This is a genomic window from Kushneria phyllosphaerae (genome assembly GCF_900312995.1).
Taxonomy (GTDB): Bacteria; Pseudomonadota; Gammaproteobacteria; order Pseudomonadales; family Halomonadaceae; genus Kushneria; species Kushneria phyllosphaerae.
This window is the reverse complement of sequence record NZ_ONZI01000001.1, coordinates 974,747-991,502: the sequence shown is the minus strand read 5'-3', so window position 1 is coordinate 991,502 and position 16,756 is coordinate 974,747. Positions and strand designations below refer to the sequence as shown.

The 16,756-nt window shown below is 58.8% G+C and carries 10 protein-coding genes; 1 reads left to right on the top strand and 9 read right to left on the bottom strand.

Annotation, left to right across the window (positions count from 1 at the left end):
• Positions 1-61: 61 nt before the first annotated feature.
• From KSP9073_RS04345 to glyA, 8 genes are all read right to left on the bottom strand, one after another.
• The gene (locus KSP9073_RS04345) at positions 62-985 is read right to left on the bottom strand and encodes a diguanylate cyclase domain-containing protein (RefSeq protein WP_108841680.1); all 924 of its coding nucleotides are present in this window, start codon (positions 983-985) and stop codon (positions 62-64) included.
• 10 nt (positions 986-995) lie between these two features.
• A complete protein-coding gene (locus tag KSP9073_RS04340; protein WP_108841679.1) occupies positions 996-5,504 on the bottom strand; it encodes a PAS domain-containing hybrid sensor histidine kinase/response regulator in 4,509 nt (1,502 codons plus the stop codon).
• Positions 5,505-5,847: 343 nt separating this feature from the next.
• Positions 5,848-6,714 carry a formyltetrahydrofolate deformylase gene (purU, locus tag KSP9073_RS04335; protein WP_108841678.1) on the bottom strand — a complete coding sequence of 289 codons (867 nt, stop codon included), beginning with the start codon at positions 6,712-6,714 and terminating at the stop codon, positions 5,848-5,850.
• A gap of 125 nt (positions 6,715-6,839) precedes the next feature.
• Positions 6,840-7,475, bottom strand: a complete 636-nt coding sequence (locus KSP9073_RS04330) for a sarcosine oxidase subunit gamma (RefSeq protein WP_108841677.1) — start codon at positions 7,473-7,475, stop codon at positions 6,840-6,842.
• Positions 7,468-10,509 (bottom strand): sarcosine oxidase subunit alpha family protein, encoded by a 3,042-nt coding sequence (locus KSP9073_RS04325; protein ID WP_108841676.1) that lies wholly within the window; start codon positions 10,507-10,509, stop codon positions 7,468-7,470. The genes KSP9073_RS04330 and KSP9073_RS04325 overlap by 8 nt, the downstream gene beginning before the upstream one ends.
• Positions 10,506-10,895, bottom strand: a complete 390-nt coding sequence (locus KSP9073_RS04320; protein ID WP_108841675.1) for a sarcosine oxidase subunit delta — start codon at positions 10,893-10,895, stop codon at positions 10,506-10,508. Before KSP9073_RS04320 ends, KSP9073_RS04325 begins: the two co-directional genes overlap by 4 nt.
• Positions 10,896-10,907: 12 nt before the next feature.
• Entirely contained in the window at positions 10,908-12,158 is a 1,251-nt protein-coding gene (locus KSP9073_RS04315) for a sarcosine oxidase subunit beta family protein (protein ID WP_108841674.1), read from the bottom strand.
• A gap of 47 nt (positions 12,159-12,205) precedes the next feature.
• A complete protein-coding gene (gene glyA / locus KSP9073_RS04310; RefSeq protein ID WP_108841673.1) occupies positions 12,206-13,537 on the bottom strand; it encodes a serine hydroxymethyltransferase in 1,332 nt (443 codons plus the stop codon).
• 365 nt (positions 13,538-13,902) lie between these two features.
• On the opposite strand from glyA, the gene fdhA reads away from it, so the two are divergent.
• On the top strand, positions 13,903-15,090 hold the full coding sequence (gene fdhA, locus KSP9073_RS04305) for a formaldehyde dehydrogenase, glutathione-independent (RefSeq protein WP_108841672.1): 1,188 nt from the start codon (positions 13,903-13,905) through the stop codon (positions 15,088-15,090).
• Positions 15,091-15,327: 237 nt separating this feature from the next.
• Here the strand turns inward: fdhA and gbcB are convergent, their stop codons facing one another.
• Positions 15,328-16,434 (bottom strand): glycine betaine monooxygenase reductase subunit, encoded by a 1,107-nt coding sequence (gene gbcB / locus KSP9073_RS04300; RefSeq protein WP_108841671.1) that lies wholly within the window; start codon positions 16,432-16,434, stop codon positions 15,328-15,330.
• Positions 16,435-16,756: the final 322 nt, after the last annotated feature.

The following is a 16,756-nucleotide window of genomic DNA, read 5'->3' as shown; positions in this document are numbered from 1 at the left end:
CATGCCTGCCAAACGTGCTGGCCATCGACAAGACTCGAAAAGGTTCACGACGCAGAAGGAATCAACTGTCGGAACGAATGCCGGCGCGCCCGGCCTGCTTGGCCTGATAAAGCTGCCTGTCTGCTGTTTCCAGCAATATCTGCGGTCTGTCCATCGCGGTGGCCATCATCGTCGAGACCCCTATCGACACGGTCACCCGCTGCCCGATCTCGGAGGCTGCGTGTTCGAGTTGAAGTGCCTGAATGCCAGCCTGCATGCGCTCGGCCACCACCACGGCACCCCTCAGGTGAGTATTGGGTAACAGGCAGACAAACTCCTCGCCGCCATAGCGTGCCAGTAAATCATAGGGGCGGTTGACCACGACTTGCAGCGCACCGGCGACGGCCTGTAGGCACGTATCGCCCTGCAGATGTCCGTAGTGATCGTTATAGCGCTTGAAATAATCGATATCGATCATGATGATCGATAGTTCGGTCTTCTCGCGCAGGCTCCGCCTCCAGGTCCGCTCCAGCTCTTCATCAAATCTGCGACGGTTGGCAACATTTGTCAGACCATCAAACAGTGCGATTGAGCGCAGCATATCGCTCTGATATTTGAGCGTCAGATGGGTATGGACCCGAGCCCTGACAATGACCGGATTGATCGGCTTGGCGATGAAATCTACCGCGCCGAGTTCCAGACCGAGCACCTCATCTTCTTCAGCGCCTTGAGCCGTCACGAAAATGATGGGGATATCACGGGTTTTCTGATCCTTTTTGAGACGACGACACACTTCATGACCATCCATCCCCTCCATGTGCACATCGAGCAGGATCAAATCAGGCAAGGACTTCTGACATGCCTCCAGAGCCTGCTCGCCGGTCATGGCCATGAAGATGTCGCACTCTTCTCGAAACAGCTCATGTAGCGTCAGGATATTGATGCGCTGGTCATCCACCAGCAACAGCTTTGGTTTTCCCTGAAAGCCTTTCAGATCATGTGGCATTCATCATTCCTCATGCCGAATCCAGCAACTTCTGACCAGCCGGTATGGAGGCCGCAAAGTCCAGCGACCTGACCAGATCCACAAAGGCATCAAATCCGGGCTTCAGCGCTTGTGGGGTTCTCGTCTGCAATGCTTCGCTTTGCTCAATGGCCTGCATGTTACCGTCTTTCAACAGCTGCAGAATCATTTTCATTGCCTCTTTCCATTGCGCACTGGGCAGCGAGTCAGCACCGGCAGGCGAGGGTTGACCGGGCGGTAGATCAAACGCTTCTTTCAACCTTTCGACACTGGTGCGCAAAACGCTGGTTAGCTCTTCAATCAACGAAGTATCGGCCAATAGCGCTTTCACACTGGCGTCATCATCATGGCGCAGGCGATGCTCCAGCTCCCCGGCCATTTGCGAAAGTGACCGCGCGCCCATATTCGCACTGCCGCCCTTGATGGCATGCAACACGAAGGCGGCACCGGTGGCGTCATATTGCGCCATGTGATCCTGCAGGAGCACGAGCTGCTTTTTCTGGTCCTGAGCAAAACTGCTCAACACGTTGCGAATCAGTTCACGGTTACCGCCGAAACGTCGATCGATCGCGTCGATGGGCTCCAATACCGAATCCTGCGACGCTGCCGGCGTCTGCACCACCACGGGGTCAACACTGGCCCGGCCGGTATGGCGCAACAATGTGGCCACCATTTTTTCCAGATCAATGGGCTTGCCCAGATGGTCATTCATGCCCGCCGCCAGACAGGCCTTTTCATCCGAACTGGAAGCATTGGCCGTCATGGCGATGATTTTTACCGACCCTCTTGCGGCATCCAGACGGATCCGGCGGGTAGCTTCCAGACCATCGATATCGGGCATCTGAATATCCATCAGCACCGCATCAAACGCCTCCGCGTTACTGGTGGCCTGCTGTACGCCTTCAATTCCCCCTTCGGCAAGAGTGACCTGAGCGCCCTCCCCCTGTAACAGCTCGAAGGCGACCTGACGATTGAGCATATTGTCCTCCACCACCAGCAAACGCAGCCCGGCCAGACGCCGGGGCTGCGCCGCGCGCCGACTGGCGACTGACGGTTCAGGCGCCTGATTTTCATCCAATAGTCCGTGGATGGTACTCGCCAGCTGTAAAGGCGTTATCGGCTTGCTCAAAAAGCCCGCAAAAGGGACCTCGCCCTCCTGACGGGCATCGCTCAACACCTCGCGCCCATAGGCCGTAATCATGATGATCATGGGCGAATGTTGTGCCGGGCTTTGCTGGCGAATCAGGCTCGCGGCGCTCAGGCCATCCATGGTTGGCATTTTCCAATCCATCAAAATGACATCGTAGCTCTTGCCCGCCTGCTGCATCTGTTGTGCCCGCTCCACCGCCTGCAGGCCGTTGTGCACCAGATCGGCCTGCCACCCCAAAGCCTGTACCATGTGTACCTGAAGAAGGCCGGCGACCTCATTGTCGTCTGCGACCAGAAGACGCATTGGGCGATCAGCGCCTGGGCATGAAACACGCAGGGGCGTTATTTCAGTCATAGCCAGCTCGAGGTCAAACCAGAATCGACTACCGACCCCTATCTCGCTGCTGACCTGCAACTCGCTGCCCATCAGGTTGATCAACCGTCTGGAAATCACCAATCCCAATCCAGTACCACCAAAACGCCGGGTAGTGGAAGCCTCTGCCTGGGTAAAACTATCGAAAATGCGTGTCAGCTGGTCGGGGCTGATCCCGATACCGGTATCGGTCACTTCAATGCGAACCTGCAGCGCTTCGCCTCGGCGCTGCAGCTTTTTCACTCGGACAATCACCTGACCCGTGTGGGTGAATTTGAGCGCATTGCCGGCCAGGTTGATCAGCACCTGCTGCAAACGCTGGCTGTCGCCGATCAATGTACAGGGCAGTTGTGGGTCCAGGTCGAACAGGACTTCGACCGATTTGTCACCCTGATTGCCTGACAGCACCACCGCCAGATCACGCATCAGGGGTTCCAGCTCAAAGGCATGTTCATCCAGCAGTAACTTGCCGGCTTCAATCTTGGAATAGTCGAGGATATCGTTGAGCAAGCTCAGCAGCGATTTCGCCGCGATCTCTGCCTTGCTGACATAATCCAGCTGGCGAGTGCTCAACTCCGTGTTCTGTACCAGGTGCAGCATACCCAGCACGGCGTTCATCGGCGTACGAATTTCGTGGCTCATGTTGGCAAGGAAATTGGACTTGGCGGCGCTGGAGGCATCCGCCTGCTCCTTGGCATACAGCAAACGTGACTCCAGCTCGCGCTGAGCGGTGATATCGCGGTTGATGCCGGTGACCCTGAGCGTGACGCCCATGGCATCGCGCTCAATATGAGCGCCGGCCTGTACGAAGCACTCACTTCCATCGGGGCGCACGACGCGGAAGACGGGATCAAACCTGGCCCCTTGCGTTATCGTTCGTTCCAGCATGTTCTCGACTCTCTCGATATCGTCCGGGTGCACTCGAGAACGCCAGTGCTCATAGGTCACTCCGGCTCTGCGCAGTTCGAGGGGCCAGGCGAAGATGTCGAACATGCGGTCATTCCAGGTCAAGGCGTTATCGGCGGGCGTCCATGACCAGATACCAAGCTCGGCCGCTTCGGCCGCCATCAACAGTTGATCCCGGGCCAGTACGAGGGCGGCTTCGGAGGCCTTGCGCGAGGTCAGATCAATGGCGATGCCCAGATAACCGGTACATATCCCCTGCTCATCCCGCATGGCCGTGATCACCACGGAAACCGGCAGAGTCGAGCCATCCTTGCGGACATAGGTCCACTCTCTGGTTTCAGCATCGTTGAGCTCAGCCTTGTACACCAGGACCTGCAAGCCCTCCATGACCCGGCCTGTCTCGGACATCAATTCACGCGAGTGAATAGCAATCTCTTCACGCAGATGAAAGTCGATCAGGTTGCCCCGATCGACCAGGTCCGCCGCGTTATATCCCAGCATTCGCTCGGCGCCAGTATTGAAAATGCGAATGAGGCCATCGCGGTCCGTGGCGATGATGGCAACCTCGGAGGCCGAGTGCAGGACATTGCCCAGCAGTTGATTGAGGCCGTGGAGCCTTTCGGTACGATCCGCCACCTGAGCTTCCAGGTTGCTGTTGAGCTCGTGAATTCTTTTCTCTGCCTCAACCTGTTGAGAAATATCTCGCACTGTTTTTGAGACACCCACAATCTTCCCGCTGGAGTCCAGAATAGGCGATGCCGTAATCGAAACGGGAATCAGCTGCCGATTTTTGTGCTGACGCAGCGTATTTAAGCCGGAAACAGGGCGGCCATCGCAGATAGTGGCCAGTATCTCTGCTTCCTCGGTCTGCTGGTCTTCGGGAACCATAAGATCAACGAGGCGTCGTCCGATCGCCTCTTCGGTACTAAAACCAAACAGAACCTCAGCGCCCTTGTTCCAGCTGGTTACCGTCCCATCAAGGTCCTTGCCGATGATCCCGTCGACCGAACTCTCGACAATGGCGGCCAGTTTTTTTTGCTCCGAGATAACCTGCACCTGCCGTGTTCGGCTGATATTCAGCAAGCCGAGCAGACACGACAGTAGCCCCGTCAGCATGAGACCGATACTCAACACCAGCCAGGGCGAGAGCTGGCGCAACTGGTCAACAAACAAGGGATGCACATCAAACTGCAGCTGCCAGTGACGGCCAAAGACATCGCGCTCCGTCGTGTGTGAAAACACGACTTCCCGGGACGCTTCATCGATCGAGTGATAAAACTCGACGCGGTCCGTGGGGTCGGTGGTGTCACTCAGCGTCAGGCTGATGGCCCTTTCCCGCGTGTTCAGGCTATCGAGCACTTCATCGGTAATCAGGGGGGCGTAGCTCCAGCCAAACGCCTGCGCTTCGCGCGCTGCGACCGTCTCTGGCGTGACGCCGCCACGGTAGATCGGCATGAGAATCAAAAAGGACTGCTGGGGCAAACCCGTCGCCTGCACAAGCGTAATGGGCCCACTTAGCCGTACCTCTCCGCTGCGCATGGCAGACAATGCGGCCTGCCTGCGATTGGCTTCAGACGCGATATCCAGACCAACAGCTGCCCGATTGCGTTCGACCTCACTGATGTACTCAATGACATAACGCTCTGCATCATGCGGGGCGAGCTCGCGGATCGTAAAATCAGGCCAGCCATCGGCCCGTGCACGAGCGAGAAAACTTGCTTCATCCTGACGCGCAACGCGGCGAATAAAGCCGAACCCTCGCGCGCCAGGGAATTCCTTGTCGACATCACGGGTGCGGCTGTAACTATCGAAGTGCTCACGGCTAATGCCTCCTTCCCCCATGCTCTGAATCGCGCCACGAGCCCCTCGCAACCCATATTCGTAAAGCTTTAGACGGCTGAGCACGGCATCAGCGGTTTTTTCTGCAGCCGCGATGGCTGCTTGCTCAGCCTGCTGATGGTTGAAGTTGGCCGTGGCGATGCTGGCCGCCACACTGAGCATTACGCCAGCGATCAGACTAAGAATCGCCCAGCGATTGGTATAGAGAGAGGAGGCTTTTTTATTGATCTGCATGGCAGCCCTGCTACAAGGATGATCAGTCGCCGAAGAAGACGTTTGACAGCAACATCGTCGCCTTTAGAACAATATGTTCTGAACGCTCTTCAGGTTTTAACGGCAATGGCAGGCAAATGCTGAGCGCTTATATCGCTCTTGCCATCCTGAAGTTGAATCATGCACAAAATAGGTGGGAAGGCATGGAAAGAAAAGCGAGCGAAATTGCGCGGGTGGCCCTGCCAGGCTGACACGGAATGACTCAAAAGGGATAGTCGGTAGCGGGGCCTGCGTCTGGAAAAATCCTGCAAAGCAGCCCCACAGCCTCATCAAGACGCGGTCCTGACCCAGGACCGCATATTCGTCAGTGGCCGAGTACGACCGTACGTCCCGAATAGAGAAACACGCGACGTTCGAGGTGATAGCCAATCGCGCGTGACAGGGTCAGACACTCGATGTCACGCCCCTTGGCGACCAGATCTTCCGGATAGTGGGCATGGTCGACTGTCTCGACACCCTGAGCAATGATAGGTCCTTCATCCAGGTCATTGTTGATGTAGTGCGCTGTGGCGCCCACCAGCTTGACGCCCTTCTCGTAGGCCTGATGGTAGGGTTTGGCCCCCTTGAAACCGGGCAGCAGGGAATGGTGGATATTGATGGCCCTTCCGGCCAGCACGTCACACATGTGCGCTGACAGGACCTGCATGTAGCGCGCCAGAATGACCAGCTCGGCATCGGTGCGCTCGATGATGTCGAGAATCTGCTGTTCCTGCTGTTCGCGGGTCTCCGGGGTGACCGGCAGGTGATACCAGGGCAGGCCGTGCCACTGGGCCAGCGGCTCGAGGTCGGGATGGTTGGAGACGACCGCACAGATCTCCATCGGCAGCTGATGGGTACGGTAGCGATACAGCAGATCGTTTAAACAGTGATCGGCCTTTGAGACCATGATCACGACTTTGGTGCGCTTGTTGGGCGGCGTCAGTTCAAATGACATGTCGAACTCGACCGCACGCTCACCGAAATCTCTTTCAAAGGCCTCAGCGCTGAAGTCATCTTCCAGCGGGCGAAACTCGGCGCGGATGAAAAAGCCTTCGGTCAATCGATCATCAAAAGAGCTGAGCTCCGTGATGTAGCAGCGCTGCTCCTTGAGAAAGCGCGTGACGACATCCACGGTGCCCAAAATGCTGGGGCACTGCGCCGCAAGGATCCAGGTATCAGCGGTTCGGGTCATGGCATTTCTCTTGTTGTGGGTAATAGAGCAGATGACGGTTGGAGCAGACGATGGTTAGAGCGGCCAGGCGATAGCACGGATGAAAAAAGGCCGGGAGCATGTGCCCCCGGCCCTCTCATCAGGACTTATCGTGTGACGCTGACGCCATACTCTTTTGCGGCGTCGAGCAGCCAGCGATAGCAGTAATCGGCGAAGCTTCGACGAATCACCAGCTCCCAGCCATCTTCTTCCGGCCTGCGCAGGATGACGGTGGCCTTGGCAAAGACCGTGGACACGCCCTTGCCGACCGGAAACACCTCTTCGTGCACATCATAGGAAATGGACTTCATGAGCACGTCGCGCGATGCCTTTCCCTTCAGAGACAGGACGGTCTGACCGCCACCGACATTGACGATGCTGAAATGCGACTGTCCCAGCGACTGGCGCAGTTTCTGCTCCAGCGCGAACTCCTCACCGCCGGGCACAATGACCAGCCACTCGTCGGGCGACAGCCACTGGATCGAGCGCTCACCGCTGTCGTCACTCACCAGCGCCAGCGGGCGTGCCGGCAGAGCCATGCCCATGACCTCACGCACTGCCTCATCCATGACGATGGCACCGCCACGCAGGATCAGATGGCCCAGAAAGGGCTTCTCGCTCAGGATGACCCCCGGGTTAGAAGCATGCGGCAGCGATTTCTGCTCGTGCAGCGACCATGCCAGCGGTGACTCCGCCTTCGAATCGTCGGCCGGGCGGGTCTCGAATTCCTTGACGTCAGACATTCTGGCGCTCTCCCTTGGGATCGATAAAGATGGTGCTGACGACTTCAGCCTCATGCGTCTTGCCATCGGACATGGGCAGATAGACAGTCTCGCCCATGCGCTCGCGCCCGTTTTTCAGTACAGCCAGCGCAAAGCTGCCTTTAAGTGACGGACTGTAATAGCTTGAGGTGACGTGTCCCATCATGGTCATGGGGATCGACTCGTTGGGATCAAGCACGATCTGGGCACCCTCTTCCAGCACGATGCTCGCATCCTTCGGCTTGAGACCGACGAGCTGCTTGCGGTCACCACGCATGGTGTCCGGGCGGCTCAGGGCACGCTTGCCGATCCAGTGGAACGGCTTGTCGTAACCAATCGCCCAGTGCATGCCCAGATCTTCAGGCGTCACCGAGCCATCGGTGTCCTGACCGACGATGATCAGACCCTTCTCGGCGCGCAGTACGTGCATCGTTTCCGTGCCGTAAGGCGTCAGGTTGTACTTCTCGCCGTGCTCGAACAGGGTTTTCCAGACGTGCATGGCGTAGTTGGCCTGGACGTTGATCTCATAGGCCAGTTCACCGGTGAACGAGATACGGAACACACGCGCCGGGATCCCGGCCACGTTGCCTTCCTTCCAGTCCATGAACTTGAACTTTTCGCGATCAAGGTCGATGTCGGTAACTTCCGACATCAGCTTGCGCGCGTCGGGTCCGGTCACGGTCATGGTGGCCCAGTGATCGGTGACCGAGTTGAAGTAGACCTGCAGCTCCGGCCATTCGGTCTGGTGCCACAGCTCCAGCCACTCCAGCACGGCTGCCGCACCACCGGTGGTGGTGGTCATCAGAAAATGGTTGTCCCCCAGACAGCTGGTGGTGCCATCGTCCATCAGCATGCCGTCGTCCTTGCACATCAGGCCGTAACGAACGCGACCCGGCTCCAGCTTGGCCCACTTGTTGGTATAGACGCGACCCAGGAACTCACGGGCATCCGGACCCTGGATGTCGATCTTACCCAGCGTTGACGCATCCAGGATACCGACCCCTTCGCGCACGGCGAGGCACTCGCGCGCCACGGCGTCATGCATGTTTTCCTTTTTACCATTGGCATTGCGCGGGAAGTACCAGGGGCGCTTCCAGAGGCCCACGTCCTCGAATTCGGCACCGTTTTCAACGTGCCACTGATGCAGCGCGGTGTAACGCTTGGGATCAAAAAACTCGTCGCAGTGACGACCCACGATGGCACCAAAGGTGATCGGCGTGTAGTTGGGACGAAACACCGTAGTGCCAACCTCGGGAATCGAGCGACCCAGGCAGCGAGCGGCAATGGCCATGCCATTGATGTTGCCCAGCTTGCCCTGATCGGTACCAAAGCCCAACGCGGTGTAGCGCTTGACGTGCTCGATGGACTCGAAGCCTTCACGCGTGGCCAGTTCGATGGCTGACGCTGTGACATCGTTTTGCATGTCCACGAATTGCTTGGGAGCCCGCAGCCCCTGTTTTTCGTGCGGCGCCTGATAGAGGGCGCAGGACGGGCCGTCGCGACGTTCCTTGATGTCCGGCAGCTTGAGCTCTTCGGCATTCTCGAACCCGCTGTCGATGGCGGCCTGACGTCCGGCGCGAGCGCCATCGGCCAGCGTCTCACCCAGCGCGTAATGGCCGGCCACGCCACCGGTTGAAATCATGTCTTTCACGTCACCGGGCAGAAAGCCCAGCATGTCTTCGTGCCACTTCGGACGCGTGCCGGTATGTGACGACAGGTGAACGACCGGGCTGTAGCCGCCGGAGCTTGCGATGGTGTCGCACTCCAGATCCTCGATACGGCCGGTGACCACGAAATGATCCAGGTCGACCGCCGATACGCGGGCGCCGCTGACACGCTGAGTGCCCTTCGCTTCGATCACCGCACTGCCGGTGATCACGCGGATGCCACTGTCGCGGGCCTGGCGTACCAGGTCACCGTCAGGATTGGCACGCGCATCCACGATGGCTACGACCTTGCGGCCCGCTTCCTGCCAGTCCAGCGCGGCACGATAGGCGTGATCGTTGCTGGTGGTCAGCACCAGACTGTTGCCGGGTACAACCGCGTAGCGACGGATGTAGGTCGACACGGCACCGGCGACCATGTTGCCGGGCAGGTCGTTGTTGGCATAGACCACCGGGCGCTCATGAGTGCCGCTGGCCAGCACCACACGCGTGGCACGCACGCGGTGCAAACGGGCACGTGCCTGCCCCGGGAAACCGGCATCACTGGCGGTATCGGCCAGATGCTCGGTGCGGCGCTCGTGCAGCGTGACAAAATTGTGATCGTGATAGCCGTTGGCGGTGGTACGCGGCAGCAGCGTGACGGTCGCCATGGAGGCCAGTTCGCTGATCGTCTTTTCGATCCAGGCAACGGGAGAAGTACCGTCAAGCGTTTCGCGACTGTCCAGCAGCGAACCGCCCATTTCTTCCTGCTCATCACACAGGATGACGCGTGCGCCACCACGGGCAGCGCTCAGCGCCGCCGCCAGACCGGCAGGGCCTGCACCAATGACCAGCACATCGCAGTGATGATGCATATGGTCATAGATGTCCGGGTCGGATTCGGTCGGGGCACGGCCAAGCCCTGCCCCCATGCGGATGTACTTCTCATAGGTCATCCACATCGAGGCCGGCGACATGAAGGTCTTGTAGTAGAACCCCGGCGGCATGAAGTTGCCGCCCAGCTTGCCGACCCAGCTCATCACGTCACGCTGAACGTTCGGCCAGCCGTTGGTGCTGCGCGCGACCAGACCATCGTAAAGCGCCTGCTGCGTGGAGCGTACGTTGGGGACCTGAGTATCCTTGCGCGCACCCAGCTGTACCAGAGCATTGGGCTCTTCGGCGCCGGCGGCCACGATGCCGCGGGCACGGGAATACTTGAAGCTGCGGTTGACGATGTCGACGCCATTGGCCAGCAGGGCAGAGGCCAGCGTGTCCCCGGCGTAGCCCTGATAGCTCTGGCCGTTGAAGTTGAACTCGAGGCCGTGCGAGCGATCAATGCGCCCGCCTGTCGAAATGCGATTGCTCTGGGTCATGACGAGGCCTCCTCGTTAAGCGCCTTGTTCTCGGGCCGCGCACCGACGGTCTGCCAGCCGCCATCGGCCACCTGGGCCCCCTGTTCGAGACGCACTCCTTCGCTTTCAGCCGTAATGGTTGGCTGCTCGCCCATCGGATAGGTCTCAAGGATTTCGTAGGTCACCGTGTTGCGGGTGATGTTGAAAAACTTGCGACAGCCGACCGAGTGCACCCACATTTCGTGGTGGATGCCGCGCGGGTTATCGCGGAAGAACAGGTAGTCGCCCCACTCCTCATCGCTGGTGTTTTCCGGGTCTTCGGGGCGCATGAGATGGGCCTGGCCGCGGGGATGAAACTCCTCTTCCTCGCGGTGCTCCTTGCAGTAAGGGCAAAAGATATAAAACATGTTGGGCTCTCCTCAGTGCGCCACGCCAGCGGCGCCGTGTTCATCGATCAGCGCGCCGGTATGGAAACGGTCAATGGAAAAGGGTGCCGCGATCGGATGCATTTCACCCTTTGCCAGACTGGCAGCAAAAACGTGTCCCGAACCGGGGGTGGCCTTGAAACCACCGGTACCCCAGCCGCAGTTGAAATACAGTCCCTTGACGGTCGTCTTGGACAGAATCGGACAGGCGTCAGGACAGGTATCCACAATGCCGCCCCACTGACGGTTCATGCGAACCCGCGAGAACATCGGGAACATCTCGACGATGGCCTGCAGAGTGTGTTCGATGGTGGGGTAGCTGCCGCGCTGACCGTAGCCGAGGTAGCCGTCGATGCCGGCACCGATGACCAGATCGCCCTTGTCCGACTGGCTCACGTAGCCGTGAACGTGGTTGGACATGGTGACCGTGTTGAGAATCGGCTTGAGCGGCTCGGACACCAGTGCCTGCAACGGATGCGACTCCAGCGGCAGCTTGATGCCGGCCATCTTCGCCAGCACACCCGAGTTGCCGGCCGCCACACAGCCCACCGTATGGGCTTCGATGTCACCACGGTTGGTGTGGACACCCAGCACCTTGCCATCGCGAATCTTGAAGCCGGTCACTTCGGTGTTCTGCAAAAGATCCACACCGTGTGAGTCGGCACCGCGGGCAAAGCCCCAGGCGACCGCATCGTGGCGTGCCACGCCGGCACTTTTCTGCCAGGAGGCACCCATGATCGGATAGCGTGCCCGGTTGGTGATGTCGATCTCGGGCTCGATTTCCTTGACCTGCTGGGGTGTGACCACTTCGCTGTCGATGCCGTTGAGACGGTTGGCATTGACGCGACGCTGGATGTCACGCATGTCCTGCAGGGTGTGGCCCAGGTTGAGCACGCCACGCTGGGAGAACATCACGTTGTAGTTCAGATCCTGTGACAGACCCTTCCACAGATCCAGCGAGTGGTTGTACAGCCGCCCCGCTTCGTCCCACAGATAGTTGGAACGCACGATGGTGGTGTTACGCGCGGTGTTACCACCGCCCAGCCAGCCCTTTTCAATTACGGCGACATTCTTGACGCCGAATTCCTTGGCCAGGTAATAAGCCGTGGCCAGCCCGTGGCCGCCGCCGCCCACGATGATGACATCGTAGCGCTTCTTGGGCTCTGGGTTGCGCCACTGGCGTTCCCAGTTTTCATGATGACCGAACGCATGTTTAACCAGTCCGAAGCCGGAATAACGTTGCATGAGCTTTCTCCTTGATCGGCCCCATTGGAGCCCGCTGTCGGCCGTATTCAGACTACGGAGGTTTCACTTTCGAGTCGCTGATTCGCCCGGCCTGTACTCTGACCATAGACGGGATAACGTGTGCACAGTGACGCTACCCTGCCACGAACCTCGTTTTCTACTGCCTCGAGATCCTGCTGACGGGCAAGCGCATCCAGAATATCGCAGATCCAGGACGCCAGTTCCTGACAGTCCTTCTCAACGAATCCGCGAGTGGTCACGGCCGGGGTGCCGATACGCAGTCCCGAGGTCACAAACGGGCTTTGCGGATCGTTGGGTACGGCATTTTTGTTAACGGTGATGCAGGCGCGCTCAAGGGCGGCATCGGCATCCTTTCCGGTGACACCCTGCTTGATCAGGGAGACCAGAAACAGATGGTCATCGGTGCCACCGGAGACCACGTCAAAACCGCGGCTGATGAAGACATCGGCCATGGCGCGCGCATTGGCAATCACCTGACGCTGGTAGTCGGCAAAGTCCGACGTCATGGCTTCCTTGAACGCCACGGCCTTGGCCGCGATCACGTGCATGAGCGGGCCGCCCTGCTGGCCCGGGAACACCGCGCCGTTGAGCTTTTTGTAGAGCGTCTCATCGCTGTCGGCTGACAGGATCAGACCGCCACGCGGACCGCGAAGGGTCTTGTGTGTGGTCGTGGTCACGACATGGGCATGGGGCAGCGGGCTCGGATAAAGGCCCGCGGCGACCAGACCGGCGATATGAGCCATGTCGACCATCAGATAGGCGCCGACTTCATCGGCGATCTCGCGAAAGCGCTGCCAGTCGATCACACGTGAATAGGCCGAGAAGCCTGCGATGATCATTTTGGGCTGATGCTCGCGTGCCAGTGAGGCCACTTCGTCGTAATCGATCTGCCCGGTTTCGGGATTCAGGCCGTACTGAACGGCGTTGTAGTACTTGCCGGAGAAATTCGGTGCGGCGCCGTGGGTCAGGTGGCCGCCATGGGCCAGACTCATGCCGAGAATGGTGTCGCCCGGCTTGACCAGCGCCATGAATACGGCGGCATTGGCCTGAGCGCCGGAGTGCGGCTGAACGTTGGCGTAGTGGGCGCCAAACAGTTCGCAGGCGCGCTCGATGGCCATGGCCTCGACCTTGTCGACGAACTCGCAGCCACCATAATAGCGGCGTGTCGGATAGCCTTCGGCATACTTGTTGGTCAGCTGCGAGCCCTGCGCCTGCATGACATAGCGGCTGGTATAGTTTTCGGAAGCGATCAGTTCGATATGCGCTTCCTGTCGCTGTGTTTCTTCAGCGATCGCCTCGGCCAGGGCTGCGTCGTAATCAGACAGCTGTGCACTGGGGGAGAAACCATGATGAAGCATCACGCCTCCTTATCATCAAATCATTTATTATCTGGAATTGGCTGCGTGCGCTGCCAGGGGTTCCTATCGCACGCTATCCTGTTGCGATGGTATCGCTGCTCCCCTGCCCTTAAATGCTTGCCGACGTCACCACCTGGTGTATTTGCGACATGCCTGTCATTACATGACAGGCATACGACCATGGGATAACGACGTCGCGCAGCCACCTTGCGACGTCGCGCACGGACAACTCTCCCCTTCGTGGCTGTTCCACTCTAGAGCTCCAGGCATCCGTCCCGGCCGTTTTTTGCACCTTTATGGTGCACCAGCGCGCCCTGCTGGCCTGGTATCTTTAAACGCAAGTGATGGCACCAGGAGGTTCCAGCATGTCAGACAATCGCGGCGTAGTTTACATGGGTGCGGGCAAGGTCGAAGTACAGGACATTGCCTACCCGAAAATGGAAACGCCCAACGGCAAGCCCATCGACCACGGAGTCATCCTGAAGGTGGTGTCCACCAACATCTGTGGTTCGGATCAGCACATGGTGCGCGGTCGTACCACTGCGCCCCAGGGCATGGTGCTGGGTCACGAGATCACCGGTGAAGTCATCGAGAAGGGCAGTGACGTCGAATTTCTCAATATCGGCGACATTGTATCCGTGCCCTTTAACGTGGCCTGCGGCCGTTGCCGTACCTGCAAGGAAGGCCACACCGGCCTGTGCCTGCACGTCAATGATGATCGTGCCGGCGGTGCCTATGGCTACGTCGACATGGGTGGCTGGGTTGGCGGTCAGGCGCGCTACGTCATGGTGCCGTATGCCGATTTCAACCTGCTCAAGTTCCCGGATCGTGATCAGGCGATGAATCAGATTCGCGACCTGACCATGCTCAGCGACATTCTGCCGACCGGCTTCCACGGCGCACTGAAAGCAGGCGTTGGCGCAGGATCAACGGTTTACGTGGCTGGCGCAGGCCCGGTTGGTCTGGCTGCTGCCGCTTCCGCACGTCTTCTGGGTGCCGCCGTGGTCATGATCGGTGACTTCAACCAGCAGCGTCTGGAACACGCCCGCAAGATGGGCTTTGAGCCGATCGACCTGAACAAGCACGACCGTCTCGGCGAAATGATTGCTGCCGTCGTCGGCGAGCCCAGCGTTGACAGCGCCATCGATGCCGTTGGTTTCGAGGCTGTCGGCCATGGTGGCAAGGAGCAGCCTGCCGTCGTGCTCAACCAGATGATGGAAGTGACTCGTGAAGGCGGCTCCATCGGCATTCCGGGGCTATACGTGACCGAAGATCCGGGTGCGACCGAGAAAGCCGCACAGACCGGCAGCCTGAGCCTGCGCTTTGGCCTGGGCTGGGCGAAGGGTCACTCCTTCCATACCGGCCAGACACCGGTGGTTCAGTACAACCGCCAGCTGATGCAGGCCATCCTGCACGGTCGTCTCAACATTGCCGAGATCGTCAACGCACAGGTCATCTCGCTGGAAGACGCCCCGCAGGGCTACGAGCAGTTTGATGCAGGCATGGCCAGCAAGTTTGTCCTCGACCCGCACGGCATGCTCGGCGCTGCCTGATCGAGCCTGATGCCATGCACTGCTTTTAAAGGCAGTGAAGGCATGACAAAAAACGCTCATGACCACAGGGTCATGAGCGTTTTTTTAATGGCCGTTTTCAGAAGCAGGAACCAGGATGGTTTCAGAGACAGGCATCAGGATGATGACTCGACACGGGCGACCATGTTTCATCGCCACCCGTGCCCTCCCCGTTCGTGATGGCCACCTGTAACCGCCGGACATCTGAAGCACCGGGGGTTAGAAGTCCACCACCAAGTCGCCCTTGACGCGGCTGCAGCACGACAGGATATAACCCTCTTCGACGTCCTCGTCGGTGATCCCGCCATTGTGGTCCATATCGACTTCGCCTGACTTGAGCTCGACCCGACAGGTGCCGCAGATGCCCATACCGCAGGCCTTGGGAATATGCAGACCCAGCTGGGCTGCCGCACTGTGGACTGTCTCGCCCACCTGAACCTGAACGCTCTTGCCGGAGCCTGCAAACTCGACGGTGACCAGATCGGCCTCGACGATATTTTCGGCCGCCTCTTCGGCCATCTCGGCCATCTCGAGCGCCTCTTCCTTGACATCGGCAGGCGTCGCACCGAACAGCTCTTCATGGTAGTGATCCATGTCGAAGTTGTTCGCGCGCAGAATATTCTTGATCGCGTTCATGTAGGGCACGGGTCCACAGCAGAATATCTCGCGCTCAAGAAAGTCAGGGGCCATGAGCTCCAGCATGGGCTGGGTCAAAAAGCCACGATAGCCGGCCCATGCCTCGCCGATGTCCTCTTTCTTTTCACAGACGATGTGCAGCTTGAACTCGGGGATGCGCGAGAACATGTGCACGAGTTCGCGGTGATAGATCACATCGCGCGGTGCGCGGGCACTATGGATGAACTCGACGTCCACATTGGCATTGGTGTCAAAAAACCAGCGCGTCATCGACATCAGCGGCGTCACACCGACACCACCGGACAACAGCAGGACCTTGTCGGCCGGAAAATCGATCGAGTTGAAGTTACCGACCGGACCGTGGACGGCAATCTTGTCGCCGACGCTCATGTTGGCGTGCAGCCAGTTGGAGACCTTGCCGCCCGGCACCTGCTTGACGGTAATCGAGAAACTGTAGGGGATGGAAGGCGAACTGGAGATCGTATACGAGCGCATGACCTGCTCGCCGTCGATGTCCAGTTCAAGCGTGACGAACTGGCCAGGCTTGAAAAAGAACAACACGGGCTGTTCTGCCATAAAGCAGAAGGTGCGCACATCAGGAGTTTCCTGAATGATCTTGACGCAGCGAACCTCATGGCGGCCGTTGGTCCAGGTCTGAGTTGTAACCGGATTGAAGTAGTTCATTGTCATGATATTCTCTGCCTGGCAGTGCCACAGCTATTCGCTCGCCGATCCGTATTGACGATACGGTCCGACACCCTTTCAGTCTGGCATTCTGGTGACGCCTCTCGCACCAGGCTTGTCTCTCTGCGACACGCGCATGCCTTTCACCCCCATTTTCTGTCTTTCTTCGACCAATCAGGTCGTCGTGACACTCTTTCATGTCGCGGGTAGACAACCGAAATCCATGGCCTTATACCACAATCGCCATCAATCAAGATGGATCAGTTTTCCGTGCGTGAATGCCAGGTCTCACACAATAAATAACATCCGCTCAACCGTATTGTCGCCT